General features: G+C 45.4%; 21 protein-coding genes. 10 read left to right on the top strand and 11 right to left on the bottom strand.

What is annotated here, in order from left to right; all coding sequences use genetic code 11:
* Nucleotides 1-9 precede the first annotated feature (9 nt).
* Complete coding sequence (locus KO501_RS14515) at nucleotides 10-1,119, bottom strand: PilT/PilU family type 4a pilus ATPase (protein ID WP_289847311.1); 1,110 nt, start codon at nucleotides 1,117-1,119, stop codon at nucleotides 10-12.
* A gap of 15 nt (nucleotides 1,120-1,134) precedes the next feature.
* Complete coding sequence (locus tag KO501_RS14520; protein WP_216030381.1) at nucleotides 1,135-2,172, bottom strand: type IV pilus twitching motility protein PilT; 1,038 nt, start codon at nucleotides 2,170-2,172, stop codon at nucleotides 1,135-1,137.
* 28 nt (nucleotides 2,173-2,200) lie between these two features.
* Between KO501_RS14520 and KO501_RS14525 the strand changes: the two genes are divergently transcribed.
* From KO501_RS14525 to KO501_RS14545, 5 genes are all read left to right on the top strand, one after another.
* Nucleotides 2,201-2,887, top strand: coding sequence for a YggS family pyridoxal phosphate-dependent enzyme (locus tag KO501_RS14525; RefSeq protein WP_216030382.1), 687 nt, complete (start codon nucleotides 2,201-2,203; stop codon nucleotides 2,885-2,887).
* 52 nt (nucleotides 2,888-2,939) lie between these two features.
* On the top strand, nucleotides 2,940-3,761 hold the full coding sequence (gene proC, locus KO501_RS14530) for a pyrroline-5-carboxylate reductase (RefSeq protein WP_216030383.1): 822 nt from the start codon (nucleotides 2,940-2,942) through the stop codon (nucleotides 3,759-3,761).
* 20 nt (nucleotides 3,762-3,781) lie between these two features.
* The gene (locus KO501_RS14535) at nucleotides 3,782-4,327 is read left to right on the top strand and encodes a YggT family protein (protein ID WP_216030384.1); all 546 of its coding nucleotides are present in this window, start codon (nucleotides 3,782-3,784) and stop codon (nucleotides 4,325-4,327) included.
* Nucleotides 4,328-4,372: 45 nt separating this feature from the next.
* Nucleotides 4,373-4,810: a DUF4426 domain-containing protein gene (locus KO501_RS14540; RefSeq protein ID WP_216030385.1), complete on the top strand. Its 438-nt coding sequence runs from the start codon at nucleotides 4,373-4,375 to the stop codon at nucleotides 4,808-4,810.
* A gap of 190 nt (nucleotides 4,811-5,000) precedes the next feature.
* Entirely contained in the window at nucleotides 5,001-5,999 is a 999-nt protein-coding gene (locus KO501_RS14545) for an NADP-dependent oxidoreductase (RefSeq protein ID WP_216030386.1), read from the top strand.
* Nucleotides 6,000-6,058: 59 nt separating this feature from the next.
* Here KO501_RS14545 and glsB read toward each other — a convergent pair whose 3' ends face one another.
* The 3 genes from glsB to yaaA form a co-directional block, all read right to left on the bottom strand.
* Nucleotides 6,059-6,967: a glutaminase B gene (gene glsB / locus KO501_RS14550; RefSeq protein ID WP_216030387.1), complete on the bottom strand. Its 909-nt coding sequence runs from the start codon at nucleotides 6,965-6,967 to the stop codon at nucleotides 6,059-6,061.
* A gap of 106 nt (nucleotides 6,968-7,073) precedes the next feature.
* Nucleotides 7,074-7,703, bottom strand: coding sequence for a glutathione S-transferase family protein (locus KO501_RS14555; RefSeq protein ID WP_216030388.1), 630 nt, complete (start codon nucleotides 7,701-7,703; stop codon nucleotides 7,074-7,076).
* A 101-nt stretch (nucleotides 7,704-7,804) separates the two neighbouring features.
* Nucleotides 7,805-8,581 (bottom strand): peroxide stress protein YaaA, encoded by a 777-nt coding sequence (gene yaaA / locus KO501_RS14560; protein WP_216030389.1) that lies wholly within the window; start codon nucleotides 8,579-8,581, stop codon nucleotides 7,805-7,807.
* Between the two features lie 251 nt (nucleotides 8,582-8,832).
* On the opposite strand from yaaA, the gene tal reads away from it, so the two are divergent.
* The 3 genes from tal (at nucleotide 8,833) to KO501_RS14575 (ending at nucleotide 11,882) form a co-directional block, all read left to right on the top strand.
* Entirely contained in the window at nucleotides 8,833-9,792 is a 960-nt protein-coding gene (tal, locus tag KO501_RS14565; RefSeq protein WP_216030390.1) for a transaldolase, read from the top strand.
* A 31-nt stretch (nucleotides 9,793-9,823) separates the two neighbouring features.
* On the top strand, nucleotides 9,824-11,473 hold the full coding sequence (gene pgi / locus KO501_RS14570) for a glucose-6-phosphate isomerase (protein ID WP_216030391.1): 1,650 nt from the start codon (nucleotides 9,824-9,826) through the stop codon (nucleotides 11,471-11,473).
* A gap of 229 nt (nucleotides 11,474-11,702) precedes the next feature.
* Entirely contained in the window at nucleotides 11,703-11,882 is a 180-nt protein-coding gene (locus tag KO501_RS14575) for a DUF3545 family protein (RefSeq protein WP_216030392.1), read from the top strand.
* A 118-nt stretch (nucleotides 11,883-12,000) separates the two neighbouring features.
* Here the strand turns inward: KO501_RS14575 and ung are convergent, their stop codons facing one another.
* The 5 genes from ung to KO501_RS14600 all read right to left on the bottom strand — a co-directional run bounded on the left by ung (nucleotide 12,001) and on the right by KO501_RS14600 (nucleotide 19,730).
* A complete protein-coding gene (ung, locus tag KO501_RS14580) occupies nucleotides 12,001-12,657 on the bottom strand; it encodes a uracil-DNA glycosylase (protein WP_216030393.1) in 657 nt (218 codons plus the stop codon).
* Nucleotides 12,654-13,937, bottom strand: coding sequence for a threonine synthase (thrC, locus tag KO501_RS14585; protein WP_216030394.1), 1,284 nt, complete (start codon nucleotides 13,935-13,937; stop codon nucleotides 12,654-12,656). Before thrC ends, ung begins: the two co-directional genes overlap by 4 nt.
* 12 nt (nucleotides 13,938-13,949) lie before the next feature.
* Nucleotides 13,950-14,906 (bottom strand): homoserine kinase, encoded by a 957-nt coding sequence (gene thrB / locus KO501_RS14590; protein WP_216030395.1) that lies wholly within the window; start codon nucleotides 14,904-14,906, stop codon nucleotides 13,950-13,952.
* A 14-nt stretch (nucleotides 14,907-14,920) separates the two neighbouring features.
* Nucleotides 14,921-17,386 carry a bifunctional aspartate kinase/homoserine dehydrogenase I gene (gene thrA, locus KO501_RS14595; RefSeq protein WP_216030396.1) on the bottom strand — a complete coding sequence of 822 codons (2,466 nt, stop codon included), beginning with the start codon at nucleotides 17,384-17,386 and terminating at the stop codon, nucleotides 14,921-14,923.
* A gap of 595 nt (nucleotides 17,387-17,981) precedes the next feature.
* Entirely contained in the window at nucleotides 17,982-19,730 is a 1,749-nt protein-coding gene (locus KO501_RS14600; RefSeq protein ID WP_216030397.1) for a dipeptidase, read from the bottom strand.
* Nucleotides 19,731-20,004: 274 nt separating this feature from the next.
* On the opposite strand from KO501_RS14600, the gene yiaY reads away from it, so the two are divergent.
* Nucleotides 20,005-21,153, top strand: coding sequence for an L-threonine dehydrogenase (yiaY, locus tag KO501_RS14605; RefSeq protein WP_216030398.1), 1,149 nt, complete (start codon nucleotides 20,005-20,007; stop codon nucleotides 21,151-21,153).
* A gap of 783 nt (nucleotides 21,154-21,936) precedes the next feature.
* Nucleotides 21,937-23,463 (top strand): ATP-binding protein, encoded by a 1,527-nt coding sequence (locus KO501_RS14610; protein WP_216030399.1) that lies wholly within the window; start codon nucleotides 21,937-21,939, stop codon nucleotides 23,461-23,463.
* Nucleotides 23,464-23,558: 95 nt separating this feature from the next.
* Here KO501_RS14610 and KO501_RS14615 read toward each other — a convergent pair whose 3' ends face one another.
* Nucleotides 23,559-24,449: a response regulator gene (locus KO501_RS14615; protein WP_216030400.1), complete on the bottom strand. Its 891-nt coding sequence runs from the start codon at nucleotides 24,447-24,449 to the stop codon at nucleotides 23,559-23,561.
* Between the last annotated feature and the right edge of the window lie 50 nt (nucleotides 24,450-24,499).

Consider the following 24,499-nt stretch of genomic DNA (forward strand, 5'->3'; position numbering starts at 1 on the left):
AGTAAAAACTCAGTCGTCCATATCGAACGATACATTGGACAGGGAGCCGAGGTCTGTGCCTTCGCTATTGTCTAATTTAATCATTAAACGTAAATCGTTGGGAGAATCGGCATGGTGCAATGCCTGCTCTTCATCTATTCGACCATCCTTGTACAAGGTATATAGCGCCATATCAAATGTCTGCATGCCCATCTCTTTACCTTTTTGCATGGCATCTTTAAGCTCGGCAGTTTTGTTGCGCTGAATTAAATCTGACACGTACGGCGAATTTAACAAGACTTCAATGGCAGCCACCCGCCCTTTTCCATCTTTTTTCGGTATCAATTGCTGAGCCACGATGGCGCGCAAGTTCAAGCTTAAATCAAACAGTAATTTGTTGTGCATCTCTTTGGGGGCCAGATGCATAATACGTTCAATCGCCTGGTTCGCATTATTGGCATGCAAGGTCGCGACACATAAGTGGCCGGTATCGGCAAAGGACATGGCGTAATTCATGGTTTCCATAGACCGAATTTCACCAATCAAAATAACGTCCGGAGCTTGTCGTAGCGAACTTTTCAAAGCATCATCAAAGCTGTGTGTGTCGATACCCACTTCACGCTGGGTAATCACGCAGGAGCCATGTCGATGAATAAATTCGATGGGATCTTCAATGGTGAGAATATGGCCTTGAGAATTGTGGTTTCGATGGCCGATGAGTGCCGCTAGGGAGGTCGATTTACCGGTACCTGTGGCTCCCACCATTAACACCAAGCCACGCTTACTCATAATGATATCTTTCAAAATCGGCGGTAACCCCAACTCATCCACTTTAGGAATATCAGTTACAATACGACGGGCTACCATACCAATGGAATCTCGTTGCCAAAACGCACTACAACGGAATCGGCCTAAGCCCTTAATGCCCACCGCAAAATTGCTTTCCTTATGATCGTTTAACTCACGCATGAAACGGTCTTCCATGACGCTTTGCACCAGTTCTTTGGCTTGAAACTGTGTAAGCGGTTCTTCGCCAAGTGGTACCAGCTTGCCGTCAATTTTTGCGCTCACCGGAAATCCCACCGTTACAAAAATATCCGATGCATCTCGTTCGGTGGCCATTTCAAAATATGCTTGCAGTTTCACGCACCGCTCCTACATTGTTTTTGTTTTATCGATGGACTTTGCCAAGGCATCCTGACGGCTAATCACCCCTTGCGCCACGAGCTTTTGCAGACACTGCTCCATGGTTTGCATGCCATGGGATTGTCCTGTTTGGATAACGGAATACATTTGGGGGACTTTATCTTCACGGATCAAATTTCGAATGGCGGGAATACCAATCATGATTTCATGGGCGGCAACTCGTCCTCCGCCAATTTTCTTCAGCAATGTTTGGGAAATAACAGCCCGCAAAGACTCGGATAACATCGAGCGGATCATGGATTTTTCTTCGGCCGGAAATACATCGATGATCCTATCGATGGTTTTCGGTGCCGAGTTGGTATGCAAGGTACCAAACACGAGGTGACCGGTTTCTGCCGCAGTCATGGCCAAACGAATGGTTTCTAAATCACGTAATTCACCGACCAATACGACGTCGGGATCTTCCCGCAAAGCTGAGCGCAAGGCGTTGGAAAAGCTATGGGTATCGCGGTGAACTTCACGTTGGTTCAATACACACAGCTTGTTGTTATGCACAAACTCGATGGGATCTTCAATGGTCAGAATGTGCTCACGCTTGGTGTTATTGATGTGATCAATCATGGCCGCCAACGTGGTACTTTTCCCCGAGCCCGTAGCGCCCGTAACCAACACCAAACCTGTGGGTTGGTCGATGATGTCTTTGAATACCGCTGGCGCGCCTAATTCTTCCAACGTGAGTACACGACTAGGAATGGTTCTTAGCACCGCGGCTGCGCCGCGATTTTGCAAAAACGCATTGACCCGAAAACGAGACAAGTCTTTTACCTCAAAGGAGAAATCCACCTCGTGGTTTTCTTCATATTCTTTGCGTTGCTTGTCGTTCATTATTTCGTAAATCAGGGCATGAACTTCTTTATGATCCAATTCGGGTACGTTAAGACGACGCATTTCGCCATCCACACGAATGATCGGCGGTAAGCCCGCCGAGAGGTGTAAATCTGAAGCGTTATTTTTAACACTGAAAGCCAAAAGTTCGGTAATATCCACAACCACGTCTCCACACATCAGGTGATTAATGCAAACAATAGCAGAACGACTGAAATCCGCACACTTGCGAATGGAACAAGCCACTGCCAATGCGCATCGTCCTCTAAATTCGGTTGAATTACTAGCGGTTAGCAAGACCAAACCGGTATCCCAAATCACTCAAGCGTATGAAGCGGGACAACGAAAGTTTGGTGAAAACTATGTTCAGGAAGGTGTGGAAAAGATTCAACACCTCCGTCATCTTGATGATATCGAATGGCATTTAATTGGTCCGCTACAATCGAACAAAACCAAAGTCGTCGCCGAACACTTTCACTGGGTGCAGTCTGTAGACCGGCTAAAAATAGCCCGAAGACTAAACGAACAACGTCCTAGCGACATGCCACCTCTTAATATCTGTATTCAAATTAATATTGACGATGAACAAACAAAATCCGGGCTAGCACCGGCAGATGTGCCGGCATTTATTGATGAATTAACGGCCCTTGAAAATCTCCGTCTTCGCGGATTGATGGCCATTCCCAAAGCCCGACCGAGTAAAGAAGAACAGATTCATTCATTGCAACAGTTAGAAGAATTATTCACTCGCTATCACACAAACCTGAGCGATTTTGATACCCTGTCCGTAGGAATGTCTGATGATTTGGAACAAGCCATTGAATGTGGCTCTACCATGGTCAGAATTGGAACGGCCATATTTGGTTCGCGAAATTAGCGATATAGATATACCGTTCTGTTAATTTTCTCACTAATACAAAAGGGTTTTCATGCAACAAAAAAAATTGGCATTTATTGGCGCAGGCAACATGAGTCGCAGTATCATCAGTGGCCTCATACAATCGGGGTACGATAGCAACTATATTCTGGCCAGTAATCCCTCCAAACCGAAACTGGAAAAATTGAACGAAGAATTCGGCATTCAAATTACCCAGTCAAACGACGAGGCTTGCCAGTTTGCTGATGCAATTATTTTATCCGTTAAGCCCCAGATGATGGGTGATATGTTAAAAATGCTTCGGGAAAATAATGATTTATCCGGTAAACTGTTTATGTCTATCGCGGCTGGTCTGCCGGTAGCTCGCTTGCAAGAAATGCTGGGTGGCGAATATCCCATCATTCGTATTATGCCCAATACGCCTAGCCTCATCGGTAAAGGGATGTCAGGGCTATATGCTGATGACACAGTGAACCGGGATGATAAAGATTATGCTGATTTTGTCATGAATGCAGTAGGCGAAACCGTATGGGTAGACAATGAAGACGGCATCAATGGAGTCATTGCAGCGGCAGGCAGTAGTCCCGCTTATTTCTTCTTGTTTTTACAAGCCATGCAAGAAGAAGCCATCAACATGGGGTTCGATGAATCGACGGCTCGAACCATGGTTCAACAGGCCATGTTGGGTGCCGCAGAAATGGTTTGTCACAATCCAGACATTGAATTAAGTGAACTTCGGGCCCAAGTTACTTCTAAAGGTGGGACCACCGCCGCCGCAGTCAACACGCTGCTTGATGAAGGTCTTAAGGAAACTGTCAGCAAAGCCATGCGCGCTGCAGTTGCCCGAGCAGATGAAATGGCTAAACAACTTTAAGCGTCACAGGAAAACAGTTAATGAGCAACGCATCGGTATTTCTTATCAGTACCCTTTTTAATTTATATTTAATGGTAGTGATACTTCGATTGTGGTTACAGCTGGTCAGGGCTGATTTTTATAACCCGGCCAGCCAGTTTATCGTAAAAGCAACCCACCCTATTGTCGCGCCGTTGCGTCGCTTCATTCCTTCTATAGGCAGTTTTGACACCGCGACGTTCGTGTTAGCACTGGCCGTGGCCGCATTAAAATTTATTACCTTAGTGATGTTGTTTGGTAGCGGTAACATCAACCCCCTTTCAATTGTGGTGCTGGCCTTAGTTACGGTTGTTAAAGAAGCGCTGTCGTTGATGTTCTGGATCCTGATTATTCGGGCCATCTTAAGCTGGGTTTCCCAAGGGCAAAACCCCATAGAATACTTGATGTATCAATTAACCGAACCCTTCTTAGCGCCCATAAGACGTATAATTCCTCCTATTGGTGGGCTGGATCTCTCTGTGTTAATTGCCATTATCGCCTTGCAGTTTATTCAGATCCTTCTACAAAATACATTTGGGTTGTATTAATGGCGGCCCTTTTTACCCCAGCGATTAACCAAAGGTCATAATAGTATGTCCCGATTACCTTCGTTTTTTCTCGTTGTTATAGCCTTGCTTACCCTGGGTGTGAGCAGCACCAGTCACGCCGAGCAAAAACAAACACTGGGCGATTGGGATGTGCACTATATGGTTGTTAATACCACGTTCCTAAGTCCTGAGGTGGCCCGTGAATACGGTATCGTGCGCAGCAAATTTAATGCTTTGGTTAATATTTCTGTGCTTGATAGTGAAACCCAGGCTGCACAGAGGGTATCGGTTACAGGTAATGCACGAAATTTATTGGGCAATAGCAAAGCCCTCACCTTTCGTCGGGTAAATGAAGGCGATGCGGTTTATTACCTGGCCCCCATTTCCTTTAGTGATCGTGAGACCTTTCGATTTTCCATTAATATTCAATTGGGTAACAACACCCAAACGCTCCAGTTTCAACAAGAGATGTTTGTCGAATAAGGGGTTACTAAACAAGAATTAGGGGCCATCAATGCCCCTACATTTATCTTTACTGTCTGCTATTCGTGCCCGCCACAACAATCCAAATATCGCAAATTACGTACCTATCAGCGTACAAATCATACCTTTTCATTGCATGAGCAAGATACACCCCCATCCTCTTATGCAACAAATAAATAGGAGTAACTAGATGTCTATGTATAAACAAATTACGTTGGTTAAACGACCTGAAAATGGCCAAATCAGCGCCGATTTATTTGCGACTAGAGAACAAGAAATTCCTCAGCCTGGTGACGGCGAACTGTTGATCAAACAAACGCACATGTCCCTTGATCCCGCCATGCTTGGATGGATGAGTGACGATCGTGAAAGCTATATTCCGCCGGTTGAATTGGGCGATGTGATGCGCTCTAGTGGTGTGGGTGAAGTTATCGAATCCAATCACCCTGATTTTGCCGTTGGCGATAAAGTCATGGGCATGATGGGCTGGACAGAATATGCCATCAGCAACGGCGAAAGACTGAATAAACTTCAGGATGGCATTTCTGAAGAAATGGCATTATGTGTATTTGCCCTACCCGGCCTGACAGCCACCACGGGCCTCTATCATTTCGGCAAGCCTAAAGAAGGTGAAACCTTAATTGTCACCGGTGCAGCAGGCTCTGTGGGCTCTATTGTTGGTCAATTGGCGAAGGCCGATGGGTTACGGGTTATCGGTGTGGTAGGCAGTGATGAAAAAGCAGACTGGATTATCAACGAATTGGGCTTTGATGGCGCCATCAATTATAAAACCGATGATCTTGAAGCCAAGCTTGAATCCTTAACACCGAAACGTATTGATGTGTTTTTCGAAAATACCGGTGGCCCTATTCAGCACCATATTGTAAATCGTATGAACGACCATGGACGCATTGTGGTGTGTGGCATGATCGCCGACTATCAAGCTGACAAACCCTCTGCCGGCCCAAACTGGTTACCGATTATCAAAAAACGGTTAAATATTCAGGGTTTTACCATGCCTGATCACTGGGACGAAATTCCACAAATTTTGGAAAAACTGTCTCCCTATGTACAACAAGGCAAAATAAAGTACCGTGCTCACACCATTGACGGGCTGGAAAATGCAGTGTCAGGATTAAATATGCTGTTTGAAGGGAAAAACAAAGGCAAGCTACTGGTTAAACTGTAAACCCAAAGATTAACAACCCGGCCATGGAGGCCGGGTTATCGGTTTGTTGGAGAAGATAATTAATAGACCGACCAGCTGATGCGCTTGCTCAAAGACTCTAAAGCCGCCACACCCAATAGGGAATTTCCTACTTTATTTAGCGCTGGCGAAAACACACAGATAGAAAAACGGCCAGGTACCACGGCCACTATTCCACCGCCAACACCACTTTTACCTGGTAGTCCCACCTTTAATGCGAAACTTCCCGCTTCATCGTACATACCACTGGTAGCCAGTAATGCGTTAACTTGGCGCGTTTGATCTGCCGACAAAATCTGCTTCTCGGCTATGGAGGAATACCCACGATTTGCAAGAAAATTAATGGCTCGGGCTAAGTCCACACAACTCATTTCCATGGCACAATTGAAAAAATAGTTTTGCAATACCTCTTCGACTTCATTGTCAAAATTGTTGTAGTCTCGCATTAAATAAGCCATGGCGGCATTGCGGTCACGATGGGCATATTCTGAGTCCGCCACCTCGGGGTTAGAATGAATTTCCGCGTTGCCGGATAGCGTCCGTAAAAAATCCCGCATGGCCACCTGAGGCGACGCAAAACGAGATTGAACGATATCACTAATGAGCAATGCCCCGGCATTAATAAATGGATTTCGGGGGATCCCATTTTCGTATTCTAACTGCACAAGAGAATTAAAGGGTAAACCGGAAGGCTCGCACCCTACCCGCTGCCATAAGCTGTCATCGTAGTGATTCATTGCCAATACAAGATTAAACACTTTAGAAATACTTTGTATTGAAAAGGGTTTATTTGCATCACCCACTTCGGTGATCTCGCCATTATTACTGCAAATGGCAATTCCAAATTGGTGAGGATCTACCTTTGCCAAGGCAGGGATGTAATCGGCCACCTTGCCCTGTCCCAGCAAAGGCTTAATTTCTGAGTAAATTCCGTCGAGTAATGATTGCATACAACAAATCCTAAACAATACTGTGGCGGCAATCAGGCACCGCACAACGTAAAGTAATGATGACTAGCAGTGAGATAGGGTTACGCCGTGAGCACGACGTTTCGTACTAGGTGGGTAAGTGAGCCACCTCATTTTTCCACGCGGCTCGGTAGGCCGGACGAGACAGCACCTTGTCGGCATAAGCGCGCACATTGTCATCCGTTAATTCAAAGCCACTGCCTTTGGCCCACGACAAAATATGCCCAGCCACAATGTCCACGCCAGTGAACAAGGGCCCGGTTAAATAGTCGTTGTTAGCTAACAACGCTGAGAACGTGGTCATGGCAGTATTAAATTCGTATTTTGCTACCTCTTGCATTTGGGCAATTCGGTGGCTTTCAGGTAGCGCAAAATCATGCTTAACCATGTTCCATAACGGGGGTTCTAATTCGGTGATTAAAAACGCCATCGCCTGTTCGTACAACAATCGTTCCCCAGAGCCTAGCACCGGCATAAACTCCTGCTGACCGTGTTTGTCCAATAACCAAGTAACAATGGCGGCAGACTCGCTCATCGACCCAAACTCGGTTTGTAAGGTCGGTATTTTGCCGGCCGGATTTAAGGCAACAAACCCTTCAGTTCGATGTTCACCGGCTTTAAGATTCACGCATGTGTATTCGTAAGGTAAGCCTAGTTCTTCTAACGCCCATGCTACGCGAACTGAGCGGGTACGAGGGAAACCGTATAAAGTATACATTGTTGTGTTCTCCGATGGGTGTGCATCACTAACCCTTGATGCATGTTTGTACGGTGCCTTCGCACAATGTTGTTAACAGGAGTCGTTAGTGTAGCGAGGTGTTATTTGGCCTCATCCCGTAAAAACACCAATTCGGTATCGGAACTTTGCGCTTCTGAAAATTGATACCCTGCTTCACTAAACTGCTTTAAAGCCGCTACATCTTCAGTTTGATTCTCCATAATGTAGCGTGCCATAAGGCCGCGGGCTTTTTTAGCAAAAAAACTAATCACTTTGTATTGGCCGTTTTTTTGATCTTTAAAAACAGGCGTCACAATCATGCCATCTAAAGATTTACGTTTAACTGACTTAAAATATTCATTAGACGCCAGGTTCACCAACACGTTATCGCCCTGCTGACTCAGCGCTTTGTTTAATTCTGTAGTAATGATGTCGCCCCAGTATTCGTACAAATTTTTACCTTTGCTATTACTGAGTTTGGTGCCCATTTCCAGCCGGTAAGGTTGCATTAAATCTAATGGCCGCAATACACCGTACAACCCTGACAGTATACGCAGGTGAGACTGGGCATAATCCAGCGTTTCCTTGCTCAAAGTGGCCGCATCTAAGCCTGTATAAACGTCACCATTGAATGCAAATACCGCTTGGCGAGCATTTTCCTCGGTAAAGGGCAGCGTAAACGCATTAAACCGATTAGCATTTAATGTGGCTAATTTATCGGAGATTTTCATCAACGACGCTAAATCAGCGGGAGAGAGGGTACGACAATGTTCTGCTAGCGCCGCAGCCTCATCCAACAATACCGGTTGGGTTGCTTTTTTGACGGGAACCGGCGACGTGTAATCAAGGTTTTTCGCTGGGGAAACCACAACTAACATGTAAAACTCCTTTGTTGGTTAACAAACCGCTGTGCAAACATCATTTAGATTGCAGTATTTAGCGCATTACGGTGTTAATTATACCGCCAGTCTGTTATAAATTTAGCAAATTCGATCTGGTTTTAATGTCCAGACATACTAACCCTACATTGTGGTTGTTAAAAATATTACAACCATCATATTCTGTAAACGCACAACCGGTCAGGCTGTGTGTTATTCGTTTAATTAGGTCACCTATTTTGAGAGAAACGATGAGCAATCAATTAGACGCTTTGCGTGAAATTACTACCGTCGTTGCCGATACCGGCGATATTGAGGCGATAAAAAAATACCAACCGGTAGATGCCACTACTAACCCATCACTTATGCTTAAAGCTGCCAGTATTCCAGAATACGCAGGATACATTGACGATGCGGTTGCCTGGGCAAAGTTGCAATCTCAAGATCCAGCACAGCAGCTTATCGATGCTTCAGATAAATTAGCCGTTACCATCGGCAAAGAGATTTCAGCATTGATTCCTGGGCGGATCTCCACCGAAGTGGATGCGCGCTTATCATTCAACACTGAAGCTACCATAAAAAAAGCAGAACGGTTAGTGGAACTGTATAACGATGAGGGGATCGATAAATCCCGTATCCTGATCAAAATTGCCTCAACCTGGGAAGGCATCAAAGCTGCCGAAGTACTGGAACAGCGCGGCATTCAGTGTAACTTGACGCTATTGTTTAGCTTTGCTCAAGCCAGAGCATGTGCAGAAGCAGGTGTATTCCTTATTTCTCCTTTTGTAGGTCGTATTTTGGATTGGTATAAAGCCAATACGGATGTAAAAGACTACACCGCAGAAGAAGATCCCGGCGTGATTTCAGTGACCCGTATTTATAATTACTACAAAGAGCATGGTTTTAGCACGGTAGTAATGGGCGCAAGCTTCCGCAACATTGGTGAAATTCAGGCACTAGCCGGTTGTGACCGCCTCACCATTAGTCCACAACTATTGGAAGAGTTAAAAAATACCACAGCGCCATTAACGGCTAAATTGCAGGACAAGGGCGCGTCTTCCACACCAGCAGAAAAGCTTGATGAAATCGCTTTTCGCTGGGATATGAACGAAGACGCCATGGCCACCCAAAAGCTGGCCGAAGGGATCCGCAATTTTGCCGCTGACCAGGTAAAATTGGAAACCATGTTGAAAGAAAAACTAGGCCTTTAAGGCCAGTTTTGTTTTAGTTGCAGGAAATATTATGACTGATTTAACACAACAAGCTGCTTGGGCCGATCTTTCAAAGCTCGCCGAAGAAGTAAAAAATACCCATATGCGAGACTGGTTCGAAGCCGATCCTTCTCGCGCCGACAGCATGCAAACAGAAGCCTGTGGCATATTTTTAGATTACTCGAAAAACAGAGTAACCAAAGATACCCTTTCAACCTTGTTTGCATTGGCTAAAGCACAAGGCGTAGAAGCCCATCGCGACGCCATGTTTGGCGGCACCACAATTAATACCACGGAAAACCGAGCGGTACTGCATACTGCGTTAAGAAACTTCAGTGGCAAACCTGTGATGGTAGATGGCAAAGATGTGATGCCTGAAGTCATGGCAACCCTTGAGAAAATGGAAGCCTTTACCCAAACAATTCATTCAGGTGAACACAAGGGTTATACCGGTAAGCCGATTAAACACGTGGTAGCCATTGGTATTGGTGGCTCATTCCTCGGTCCTAAAATCATGACCGAAGCGTTAAAGCCATACACCCACGATGCAGTAAAAGTGCATTTTGTGGCTAACGTTGATGGTTGTCATATTCACGATGTACTCTCTTTGATGGATCACGAAGAAACCCTTATTGTGATGTCATCAAAATCCTTCACCACCCAAGAAACCCTGCAAAATACCCTAAGTGCAAAAGCTTGGTTCCTTAAACAAGGTGGAACCCAAGAAGATATCGCTAAACACTTCGTGGCGGTTTCTTCTAACGTTAAAGCGGCCACCGAGTTTGGTATCGCAGAAGAAAACATCTTCCCTATGTGGGATTGGGTGGGCGGACGTTATTCCCTATGGTCTGCTATTGGTTTGCCAATTTGTCTGGCATTGGGCTTTGACAACTTCAAAGGCTTGCTAGATGGCGCCCATGCAATGGACAAACACTTCTGCGAAACGCCCTTCGAGGACAACCTGCCGGTTATTTTAGCGGTGTTGGGTGTGTGGTATCGCAACTTCTTCGATGCTCAATCCCATGTGTTACTGCCTTACTACCATTATTTACGTGGCCTGCCTGCCTATGTACAGCAGTTGGATATGGAAAGTAATGGTAAGCAAGTCACCATGGACGGAAAGGTGGTTGACTGGCAAACCGGACCGATTATTTGGGGAAGTGAAGGCACCAATGGACAACATAGTTTCCATCAGCTCATTCACCAGGGCACCTCCATTATTCCTGCTGACTTTATGTTACCGCTGCATGTGCCTAATCAGGACGATACCCATCATGCTATGTTGGCATCAAACTGCTTTGGCCAAACTCAAGCATTAATGCAAGGTAAAACCTTTGAAGAATGCTACGCCGACTTAGACGGAAAAGGGCTAGAGGAAGATGAACGTAAGGCGCTGGCCCAGCATAAAACCATGCCTGGCAACAAACCTAGCAACACCATTATGTTTGAAAAGCTGGATCCGTTCACACTTGGCGCGCTGGTTGCAATGTATGAACATAAGGTATTTGTCCAGGGCGTTATCTGGCAGGTGAACTCCTTTGATCAATGGGGTGTTGAATTAGGAAAAGTACTTGGAAATCAAGTCCTTGACGGAATTCAGGGTAAAGTAAACGACGACAGTTTCGATGCTTCAACCCAACAACTCATTCGCCGCTTCAGAAACGCCAATGCACCAGATTAAGGAATAACGTTTGGCATTTAGCCAAAACAGTGCATCTGACAAACGGCCGGTTTTTACTGGCCGTTTTCATTGGACAAATCCACATTTTGTCATCCAACTGTCACATTTTGTTAATAAAAAGTAAATTTTATTATTCTATTCTTGTGACAGCTGTGATACAAAAGTAACCAGATGGATGGGTAACATTCAATTCTGGCACTTGTTGTTAGTGGTATAAAAGGAGATCCTAGTGGATAAGTCAGATCTGTTTGCGATGTTAAATATTGAAGAAACTCCGGCAAAAACCAAAAGTAAGAAAAAGCGAAAATGGAGAGAAATCGAAGCACTGCAAGACCGCTTCCGTCTAGAAAAAGAACTGGCAGAAATTGATTGTGGGTTCGAATACGAACTCGAAACAATGGAAAGATAAAATGTGAAACGGCCACCTGTATCAGGTGGCCGTTTTCATTTATTCTGCTTCACAACTTATTGTGGCTTGCACCGGTGTGCCTTTAATATAGAAAGGTTACCGCCGGTTAAAGGGTGTTTTATACCTGCCAGTCAATAGGTTGTTGCCCGTGCTCTGTTAACCATCGATTGGCTTGGCTAAAATGCTTGCAGCCAAAAAATCCTCTGTGGGCAGACAGCGGAGAAGGATGCGGCGCAGTTAACACCAAATGACGCTGGCGATCTATCTTTGCCCCTTTTTTCTGCGCATGGCTTCCCCATAGTAGAAACACCACCTCATTTCTGTGCGTATTAACCCCTTCAATGACTGCATCGGTGAACTGTTCCCAGCCATATTTTCCATGACTGTTGGCTTTCCCCTGCTCTACCGTCAGTACGGTATTTAGCAATAACACCCCCTGCTTTGCCCAAGGCACAAGATTGCCATGCAAAGGGGGCGTAAACCCGGGTATATCTGTAGTCAATTCTTTATAGATGTTTCTTAAAGATGGAGGGATTTTGACATCACCTTTTACAGAAAAGCACAAACCATGCGCTTGATCTGGGCCATGATAAGGATCCTGCCCTAAAATCACCACTTTCACTTGTTCTAACGGTGTTAGGGTAAAGGCATTAAACACATCTTCTGGTGGGGGAAATACGGTGGTTCGCTGACGGGCCTCATGTACGTTTTGCAACAGTGTTTTAAAGTAGGGCTGAGCCTTTTCAGGGCTCAGCACATCGTCCCATGAACTCATTTTAAAATTGAGAACATATGCGCTTTTAACGCCTCGTAATCGGCCGGTAATGGCACAGCCTGACTTTCTTTACTAGAACACGCCACCAACGGTTGAGGAAGGCTTAAAGGTTGCCCTAACACGTTCTCAACGGTTTCACGGAATTTAGCTGGATGGGCCGTACCTAAAAATAACCCGTATTCGTTATCTGCCAGGTCATGATTGAGTGCACGATAGGCAATCGCTGCATGGGGTTCGCTGGTGTAACCGAGTTGTGCCAACTGCCGCATGGCAAGTTGAGTATACTCTTCGTCAACACACTCTCCGCGCAAGCAAGACTTATCCACATACCCTTGCTCTACCAATGCTTCAATACGTGGCCAGTTATTAGGCTGGCTCACGTCCATCGCATTAGACATGGTTGCGATGGTGGCTTTCGGATCCCATTCACCGGTTTTTAAATAGCGAGGTACGGTATCGTTAAGGTTGGTCGCGGCGACGAAACGTTTAATGGGTAACCCCATAGACTTAGCAATCATAGCCGCCGTTAGGTTACCAAAATTACCGCTAGGCACTGAAATAACTAACTCTTCCCGTTGCTTTGCAGTCAACTGACTTACCGCTTCAAAGTAATAACAAACCTGAGCAAGCAGGCGGCTAATATTAATAGAGTTAGCAGAGTTAAGGTGCAAGCCTTCCCGTACATCCGGATCATCAAAGGCATGTTTAACCATAGCCTGACAGGCATCAAAATCACTTTCGATGGCAACGGTATGAATGTTATCGCCTAAAGTGGTAAACAGTTTTTCTTGCAGCTGGCTAATTTTGCCTTTAGGGAACAAAATCACCACATTGATATTTTCGATGCCATGAAAAGCATGAGCGACTGCAGCACCGGTATCTCCCGATGTCGCAGTTAAAATAGTAATGGGCTCACCTTTGCTAATTCTAGCCAGTGTTTGCGCCATAAAACGCCCACCAAAATCTTTAAATGCCAAGGTAGGACCGTGGAACAATTCCAGGGTACCGACATTGTCGCTCACGCTAACAACCGGTGCTGGAAAGGTGAATGCATCTTGTACGATACTCTCAATGGTACCTTCACCTAGCTCATCACCAATTAAGGCCGTTAACACCTCAATGCTACGTTCAACAAAGGGCTTTTCCAACAAGCTGTCCACATCGGCCAACTTTGGCACATTGGTGGGAAAATACAGCCCTTGGTTTTGTCCGAGTCCCCGCTTTACCGCTTCGGCAAAGGATGCGGTGTCTGATGCTACTTTTAAATTAACTAATTCCACTTTGGGATACCTTTATTCTTTCACTTGCTGCTCTACCGTTCCTTTTTCCGGAATACGGCAAACGTGGCTAAATCCATCTTCATTCTGTACGTAATTAGCTTGCAGCCACTCACGTATTAATTCGGCGTTTTCTGCATTATCGCATACCGCAAACACAGTAGGACCCGAGCCGGAAATTCCGAATGCTAAAGCCCCTTTTGTCATACTAAAAGATCGGGCGTCATCGAACCCTGGCAACAGAGATTTGCGATAAGGCTCGGCAATGACGTCTTTCATCACACTGGCCGCTAAGGGGTAGTCTTGACTGTGAAGTGCATGCACAAACACGCCTAGCTGACGTCCAAATGACAGCGCCGTGGCCATATCCACGTCTTTTGGCAGTATATCTCTTGCCGCCGACGTAGATACGCTGATCCCAGAATAGCAGATAACCCAATACCATGACGGACACACGGGCAAAGAAACCGTCACTTTCCCGTTATCACCGGTCATGAGCGTCATGCCACCGAGAAAACACGGTGCCACATTATCATAATGAATGCTGCCGCTAATCTGACCTTCTAACTCGCCCATCATCAACAACAGTTGATTATCATCAAAGGCACGATCAAAGTGCACGTTCAAGGCTTCAAACGCTGCAACGATAGAACTGGCGCTAGAGCCCAATCCGCTGCCGATAGGTAAGTTCTTATGCAATGTCATCCCAACATGATGAACAGACTTACCCGCCTTTACCATTTCTTCCATAAAATGCGCATAGCAAAGCGTGACAATATTGTTGTCTTCGCCAGGCGGTAATTTGTGAGCAAACGGGCCCGTTGCTGTGAGAGAAAAGACATCAGCATCTTTTACTTCAACCACATCACCTAATTCTGTACCGTCTACTGGCGCTAATGCTGCCCCCAGTACATCGTACCCCAAGCTGACATTGCCGATTGACGCCGGCGCGTATACACGTGTTGTTTTCATACTACCCATTCCTATTACAACGCGGCCTGTTTCCACGGCATGGTACGTAAAATATCAGCAAATACACCTGCTGCGGTTACTGTGCCACCGGCACCGTATCCACGAATAACGTACGGGATAGGCTGATAATAATCACTACTGATGGCCAAGGCATTCTCGCCATCTTTAACCGCCGCCAGAGGATGACTAAGGGGCACAGCTTGAATGGTAACTTTACATTTATCGCCTTCAATACTGCCGATATAACGCAGCACACAATCATTATTTTTGGCGGCTTCTACCCGTTCATTGAACCCATTATCCAGTTCGGGTAGTTTTTCCATAAACTCATCAATGGAGGCTCCTTCAGCAAACCCTTCAGGCAACACAGATTCTATATCTATGTCTGCAAGCTCTAACGATAAACCCGCCTCTCGAGCCATGATCAACAGCTTGCGGGCCACATCCATACCACTTAAATCGTCTCTGGGATCTGGCTCTGTGTAGCCGTTTTCTTTCGCCGCGGCCGTAGCCTGAGACAGTGTCATGCCCTCTTCTAATTTGCCAAATACATAAGACAAGCTTCCGGACAAAATACCTTCAAACTGGTGTAACACATCACCGGCAGCAAACAACTTCTGCAAGTTGTCTATAACCGGTAAGCCTGCACCCACGGTTGTTTCATAAAAGTACTGACGGTTGGTGGTCTGTGTGGTTTTACGTAGCTTGCGGTAATACGCCATGGAATCGGTATTGGCTTTTTTATTCGGGGTAACCACGTGGAAGCCCTGCTCCATCATATCCACATACTGAGATGCAATAGCTTCGTGACTGGTACAATCGACAATAACCGGATTCACTAAGCAGTTTTCATTCACAAATGCTTTAAGACGGCCAAGGGTCATTGCTTCATCAGCACGATTTAATTCACTCTGCCAGTCACTGTTCACATCAATACCATGGGTATTCAGTAACAACTTGCGGCTGTTAGCAATACCATAAACCCGTACCTGTATGTTGCGGTTTAGCAACGTGGGCTGTTGACGAGCAATTTGACTAAGTAATTCTGTACCAACGTTTCCGCTACCAATTAAGAACACATCAATAGTATGACGATTAGAGAAGAAATTCTGATGAATAACACGGACAGCTTTTTTCGCTTTTTCTGCTTCTACCACCGTTGAAATAGAACGCTCTGAAGACCCTTGAGCAATGGCGACGTTGTTCACCCGTGCTTGAGAAAGTGCCGCGAAAAAGCGTGCTGCTAACCCTTTAGTTTGACGCATACCATCGCCCACCAAGGTAACAATGGCTAACTTATTACGCACTTCGATGGGATCAAGAAGCTGGTTTTGCAGCTCTAAAGCAAAGGCATCTTCAAGTAAATGCAGAGCGCGCTGTGCATCTTTTTCTAAAATACAAAAACTAATGCTGTATTCCGAGCTAGATTGGGTGATCAAACTGATGGAGATATTGGCATTACTCATTACACCAAATACACGGCTGGCCATGCCTACCATGCCTTTTAAACCTGGGCCTGCCACATTGAACATGGTGACATCATCAAGTTGAGAGATACCTTTAACCGATGTCCATTTCTCACTGGCTTCATCACTGATCAAGGTGCCTGGAGCCGCTGGATTGAGGGTATTGCGGATCAAACAGGGTATATGGTGTTGCGCAATGGGGCCGATGGTTTTAGGGTGCAAAACTTTAGCCCCAAAATAAGATAACTCCATGGCTTCCTGATAGGTCAGTTTATCTAACAGTACCGCGCCTTCCACCTGGTTTGGATCCGCATTATAAACGCCGTCAACATCGGTCCAGATTTCACAGCATTGCGCACTAATACAAGCCGCAAGAATAGCCGCTGAGTAATCAGAGCCATTTCGTCCTAAAGTGACTTTCTCTCCCTCTTCATTGACAGCAACAAAACCGGGCATGATCAGCAATTGTGAGCCATCACTTTGTACTTCACTAAAACGGGCTTTGCTTAATGCTACATCAGCGATACTGTCTAGGTAGTCACCATGGGCAAGAACGTATTCCACCGGATCGATAATTTGGTTTGTTACGCCTTTGCTTTGCAAAATCGCACTAAATAAATTAACGCTGATATATTCGCCTACGCTTAAAATGCCCGCCGCAACGTTATCTGGCGCACATCCTAGCAACTTAATGCCTTCTAATTGCTGTTTTAAGGTCGTTAAACGTGTCTCAATAAAAGCGGATACGTCTTGATGGGCAAAATTATCCAGTGTTTGATTGAGTTCATTGGCAATGCCTTGCACCGTGTCTGTCAGCTTTTGGAACAGAGGTTGAAAATCGTCACCTTGGGCGGCCTGTTCGCATAATAGCGATAAGGCGTTAGTTACGCCTTTAGGCGCAGAGAGCACCACGGCTGCCCCCTCGGTTTGGTGGGTGGTCATACAAATCTCGGTGACGCGCAAATAGCGAACCGCGTCGGCCAGAGAAGATCCACCAAACTTTAAGACTTTCATGTAATGCTCCTTTCGGTATTATTTTGTTTTAACAACGCAAAATTGTGTAAAAAAAAACCCGCTCTTGTGAAGGGCGGGCTTTTGGTGTTTGTTTGCAAATGCGCACTAACCAGCGACCGCCCTCATCGAGGTGGTAATAATTGTCATGCTGGTGGTGCTAATAATCGCTTTCATAGTGTCAATTTGCCGTATAGACGTCTATCTGTCAACCGACATTTTGCTATTTATGTATAAATTTGATCATTATTTATTTAGCTAAGGCATTGCCCTTTAGGGTAATCCCTTTGCTTTCATAGGTTTAGTAAAAAACCACTACCACCAGTTGATCTATTTTTCTCTGTCGCTGGTAATTTTGCATCAAAACATATTGGTCAAAGCACACCGGCACTTTAACTTAACCGTTTGAATACTATATATTTTTATTGTTTTTATTTTTTTGAAGCTGCATTTTATCACAACTGGCCCATACTTTAACCCGCATTTTCTTTGCCCTTTGCCGAAAAGCCGACTTTTGCTTTTGCTATGAGTCAATGCACATCAAGCTTTTGCCAAACAAACATAGACACAGGGCACATCGAATCAATAATGCGCTTTATTATTCTAAGCTGGGCATTTGGCCAATGCGGGCAATCATTTCAGTGACAATTTGCAAGTCCACTAAAAATTGATCCACCCGTTTAAATTCATTGGCATTATGACCCGTGTATTTTTGGTCAGGCATAGCCAATCCAAATTGCACGCCATTGGGTAAGTTATGCACTGAGGTTCCGCCCGCTGATGCGCCAAACTGTCGCGGCATATCGAGGTTTTCTGTCGCCACATCCAATAGCGCATTAACCCACTTTCCTTCTGGATTACGATACATAGGATCACGCAGTGTGACAGTAAAATCGCTCGCTATATTGTCCTTCGCCTTCCATGCAGATAGCTTGTTAAGGATATCTTTTCTAAGGCCGTCACTTGCGCGCCCTACGGGAATACGTAAATTCACCCCTACGGTTAAATGGTCGTCATCAAGCTTAACCAAGGTAACGGCATTGGTTAATGGCCCCATAAAGTCATGGTTGTAATCAATACCTAAAGGTTGTCCAAGGTAGTTTACCCCCCAATTTGCCGCCACGTAGTTGGCCGCATCGGTAATATGATTAGGTTTGAACAGTGCTTGTTGGCTTTGTACGTAGTCTAAAAAAACAAACATTCTCGAAACAGGGTTAACGCCAGATTGGGGTTCTGAAGAATGGGCAGACTCCCCTTTTACGGTCAGCTCGACGCCCTGTGAGTTAGCGGTTGCGAGGATAGAAAAATCACTCCCCTTTTCGGCCACGAAAACCTTACCTAAGGCATTTAAACGACTGGCTAACTGAATAGGTGACGAACTGGTAATAGTGGCCACACTTGCTGCGGGTATTTGGTTTATGGCTAAACCGCCGGTGATGTTGACCACCTCGGCATTTGCCACATCATTTTGCTTTGCAGGTCGTACGGCAAAGTTGGCCAAGACAATACCAAAGCCTTTTTCAGCAATAACAACTGGATAGCCACCATCGAGTGCTAGGTTATAGTTTGGCGTAGGATTAGATTTGAAGTAGTAAGGTATAGCCTGCCCTGTGCTTTCCTCTGTAGTATCTACCAGTAGTTTAAAATTTCGAAGCAAAGGCAGGTTTTCTTCTTTAATGACCTTCATGGCATATAGCGTCACCACGATGCCGTTTTTATCGTCCTCGGTGCCCCGTCCATACATACGATCGCCAATCAGCGTAAGTTTAAATGGATCAAGCTTGGTACCATCATCCAGTACCCATAGTGAGGGCGTGACTGGCACAACGTCGGCATGGGCATGAATACCCACAACTTCATTGCCACTTCCATCAAGAGAGATCTCATACACACGGTCATCGATGTTTCTGAAGGCTAAATTGAAGTCCTCAGCAATGTGACGGACCTTATCCGCCATTTTATGAAACTCAGGGTTGTCGTACTGCGCCACCTCTTCGTTTCTAAAGGTAGGGATTGCCACCAACTCTGCCAATGTGTCCATGGCTTGTTGGCCGTATTTTGCTCTTGTATAAAGGCCAAGTAAGCGTTGCATTAGATGTAAGTCGTGGCCTTGTAATGTCTCATTGTTTTGAAACTGTCGAACAATTCGGGTCTGTTCCTCATCGACGAGATTCCTCGTTATCAACTGAGTGAGAAATTCATCAAAATTGCTGCTGGCGGTAACCTGAGTGTTGGCAAGGATCTGTTTTGATAGGCGCGACCCTAAGGGGGACTCTGCCGCGTTTGATACAACTTGGAAAGTTAAGCCTATAAACAATAACAAGCTTATTTTTAGTTTATAATTCATACAGATATTCTTTTGAAGTTTGCAAAGAGCGAAGTACACCATCATACCGTGCGGTATATAAAATTGGTAATCAATACTAAAACGGGCGGCCTCTATTTGGCCAATTGGGTACTGACAGAGAAATGCACGAACAGCCTCAGAGCTGATGAAAAGCCATAACGGGTAGTTATTTGATCTAAAACAATAAGTCTGTCACTAATAGGCATAAAATAGCGGTTACTGCCAATCCAAGTTCGCAGGGTTTCACTTTTAATCTCTCAGTGAGGATTCCGCTATGAGCAACACATTCTATATTCCCGCCGTCAATATTATGGGTGAAAACGCCCTCAACGATGCTATTCAGCAGATCGCCGACTACGGATTTAAACAAGCACTTATTGTCACAGATCCTGGTATGACCCAACTCGGTGTCACAGCACAGGTTCAAGACCTATTAGCCCAACAAAGTATCAAGCATCACCTTTATGATGGTGTGCAGCCCAATCCAACGGTTGAAAACGTCAATGCTGGCCTCGATGTACTGCACACCAATCAATGCGATTGTGTGATTTCATTGGGTGGTGGCTCTGCCCACGATTGCGCTAAAGGCATTGCGTTAGTTGCCACTAATGGTGGCCATATTAGCGATTACGAAGGTGTGGATGTCTCGAAAAAACCTCAATTGCCCCTAATTAGTATTAACACCACTGCGGGTACGGCTTCAGAAATGACACGGTTTTGTATTATTACCGATCAAGAACGCCACATTAAAATGGCCATTGTGGATCAAAACGTTACCCCGCTATTATCGGTGAACGATCCAAGCCTGATGGCAGGCATGCCTCCATCTTTAACCGCAGCAACGGGAATGGATGCACTCACGCACGCGGTTGAAGCCTATGTATCAACGGCGGCAGACCCTATTACTGATGCCTGTGCAATTAAAGCCATAGAGTTAATTCGCGATAACCTTCATGAAGCTGTGCATAACGGCGGCAATATGAAAGCGCGAGAACAAATGGCTTACGCACAATTTTTAGCCGGCATGGCATTTAATAACGCCTCTTTAGGTTATGTCCATGCAATGGCACACCAATTAGGCGGTTTTTACGATTTACCCCACGGTGTTTGTAACGCCGTGTTGTTGCCCCACGTAGAAGCTTTTAATGCTAAAGAAGCCGCACCCCGCTTAAAAGATGTGGCTAAAGCCCTAGGTGTAGCTGTCGATGATTTGGCAGACAAAGAAGGGGCCGATGCTGCGATTACCGCTATCCGCAAGCTGTCTCAAAGTGTGAATATTCCGTCAGGACTGGCAGAGCTTGGCGCCAAAGAAGAAGACTTCGACACATTGGCAGAAAATGCCATGCAGGATGCCTGTGGTTTAACCAACCCAATTCAGCCGACTCACGAGGAAGTGGTTGCGATATTTAAAGCCGCCATGTAAACAACACTAGGTTACATTACACACGCAAAACGCCGCCACGTAGCAATACGTTGTGGCGTTTTTTAATGCCGTTTATTGGGCTAACGTCTTATCTGCCACATAGCAACTTTCGCCATTAGGATTGCTTTTAATTGCCCTTTTCATTAAAGAGTGTGTCACACTTAGCGCCAGCCAAAACAGTTCCATCACTGAAAGAAAAAAATGCGTTAAATAACGTAGACGATGCTCGCTTTATCCCCATAGTGCCACTAGTCATTTACGGGTAAACTCGGCCAATCATTTCGTCTGTTTAACACCGATAGCAAACAAAAATGTGCTTTTCAGTCGCTGGAATCTAACCTTTTATGCAATTCAAACCTAAAACTTCTGCCTGTCACCGTGCCTATAACAAAACGACGGCCAACGTATCGCCCTGCCCAATGTGTAAAGTTTATCTAAAAGCGCTGCGACCTTGTGAGTAAGCGCACTAAACAGGCACAGACCAAGCCTCAACACTCCTGTTGCAACTTGGATGTTTGTTGCACTAATAATTGTAACAAGAAGACCGCCTTCTTTGCCCGTGTATTGAGGGTGTTAAAGCGATATTGCCGCATCACGCCTCTTAAAAGACGCATCAAGCCTTTAATTCAAACCCTAATCCTAACCACGGTATTAAGCGGTATTTCTGCAGCAATTTTGTTTTCCATTTATTGTCACATCCCGATCACCACGCCCGAGCTGCGGGCTGTTTTTGCCGCTACCTTATTTAAGATATTTATTTTATTACACATTATGATTGGCGTTGTGAGCTGGTTATTTACCGTAGCTAGACTGAATAGCCGCGCAGCATTAAGCGAACTACGGGCGCAAACCAATGCCTTAATTAGAGAGGTGGCAGCGCATGAAAAAACCTCACTGGCCTATCAATTGGCGAAGGATGAAGCTGAATCGGCGAACAAAGCCAAAAGTCGCTATCTTGCTGGTCTTAGCCATGAACTAAGAACCCCTCTTAATGTCCTGCTGGGGTATACTCAGTTGTTAGCTAGCGATACACGGTTGCCAGATAACGCCCGAACCTCATTACAAACCATGAAGCGCAACGGTGAACATTTAGGCGATCTTATTGAAAGTGTGTTGGAAGTATCCAAGCTGGAAGCTGGCCGCTTATCGGTTTACCGAGAGGAGTTTCAGTTACACCAATTATTAGAACAACTGGTTGATACCTTCGAACCTCAAGCGGTATTAAAGGGACTGCAATTTAATTTCCATCGGCAAAGCGTTATTCCAGATATGGTAGCCGGTGACAAACAACGTCTACGTCAGATACTCATTAACCTGCTCTCTAATGCCGTCAAATTTACTCAGTCTGGCTCGGTTTCCTTTACCATTTTCTATCGTAATGAAGTGGCCCAGTTTATTGTCCAAGATACAGGCCCTGGTATCGATTGCGCCGCTCAAGAAACGGTTTTCAACCCCTTTGAACGGGTGCTTGACCCTACCACAGCCGTACCAGGTACAGGGTTGGGTCTGACCATCTCTCGGGCATTGGCAGAGCTAATGGGCGGGGACATCGAACTTGTCAGTAAGCCCGGTGAAGGCTGTCTGTTCAAACTCAGTTTAATGCTACCGCGCTTGCGTTCAAGTTACCGCGCTCCAATCTTAACGGATAGGTTGATTTTCGATTATCACGGCCCGCGAAAAAACATTCTTACCATTGATGATGAAGCCTGCCAGCGTCAATTAGTGAAGGATATCTTAACGCCGGTTGGCTTTAACGTACTGACTGCGGCCTCTGTGCAGCACGGACTAAGCATATTAGATAGCCACAAAATAGACCTGTTATTGCTTGATTTAAAAATGCCTGATGTCAGCGGCTGGAAAGGTGCCGAGCAGGTGCGCAACAAAGGCTACAAACTTCCTATTATTATCGTTTCAGCCAATGTGCGAGATTTAGATGTAGAGGACAGCGCTCAGCAAAACCACAATGATTATCTAACTAAACCCTTTAATATTGCCAGCCTAATGAACAAAGTGGGCCAGTGGCTTGAGCTTGACTGGAAGGAGCGTGATCTAGACCAAGATGCCGCTTTAAGTTTGGACACAAAAAATAAACCATTAGCAGGACGAAACCAGTATCAAACCCTTAAGTCTATGGCTGAAATAGGCTATTTATCTGGGTTCATGACCAAGTTGAATGCCATCGACGATAGCTTCCAATTACCAGCGAATGCTAAAAAAGAGCTCAAGCAGCTGGCCAGCCAAATTCAGTTTAAAAAGGTGATCAAAAAACTAGATAACTTAATGTTGCAAGATAGCGGCGAGAAAAAATAACCCCCCTTAAAAGAACCCCCTAAGTACGTGAAGTAAGCTTTAATACACGCCAATACGCCGCTATTTTCCGTTCTTAAAAAACGATTACGCGATCACTATGTGGCTAACGCACGAATAGCAATACCCGCCGCCGTGGTTCTATTTTCCACGCCCAGTTTAGCAAAGACCTGTTCTAAGTGCTTGTTCACCGTGCGGGCGCCAATATCCAGAATTTGTGCGATTTCCTTGTTGGTTTTACCATTAGATAACCAATACAACACTTCAGATTCCCGAGTAGTTAAACTTAGTTGATTACGCAGTTTTTCCTCGCCGGATATCGTTTCTGCTGCGTCATTAATTCTAAAGGTACAATCGCCGTTGGTTCGCCGTGACACCAACGCAAGTTCACAGGTGCCGGTATCGTAATCCACAGGTTGAGCACTGTGTTGTAACTCGGCGTTAGCCAAAATGGTTCTTACCGCAGGTATCATCACCTCATTAAACCAATCATCCGCCTGGGGAATATTGGTAAGAAAGTCATGGGTTTGTGGGGTCGCCCATAGCAGCTCACCGGCTTGATTAACGGCAAACAGATTTTGCCCTATTGAATCCAGTGCTTGCTGAGCACTTGAGGTAATTTGAGCATTGTTTGCATGAATTTTAATCCGGGCAATCAGTTCATCAGGATTCACCGGCTTAGCGATGTAATCTACGCCACCGGCGTTAAGCCCTTTGAGGGTGCTTTCCGAATCGGTAAGGCCTGTCATAAATACCACAGGAATATGCTGTAACTCACGATTTTGCTTTAATCGGGCACAGGTCTCAAAGCCATCCAATTTAGGCATCATGGCGTCGAGTAAAATAATATCTGGGCGAATTTGTTCTGCTATGGTGATGGCCTGATTCCCTTCTAAGGCCACCAGGGTGCTGATCCCTTCTTTTTCAAGAATGTCATTTATCAAACTAAGAGAATCTGGTGAATCATCGACAACTAAAACCGTATACATAGGCACTCAAAAATTGAACAGCGCGTTACTGTTTTAATAATTTGTCATCC

Source organism: Alteromonas sp. C1M14 (genome assembly GCF_018860965.1).
GTDB lineage: Bacteria > Pseudomonadota > Gammaproteobacteria > Enterobacterales > Alteromonadaceae > Alteromonas.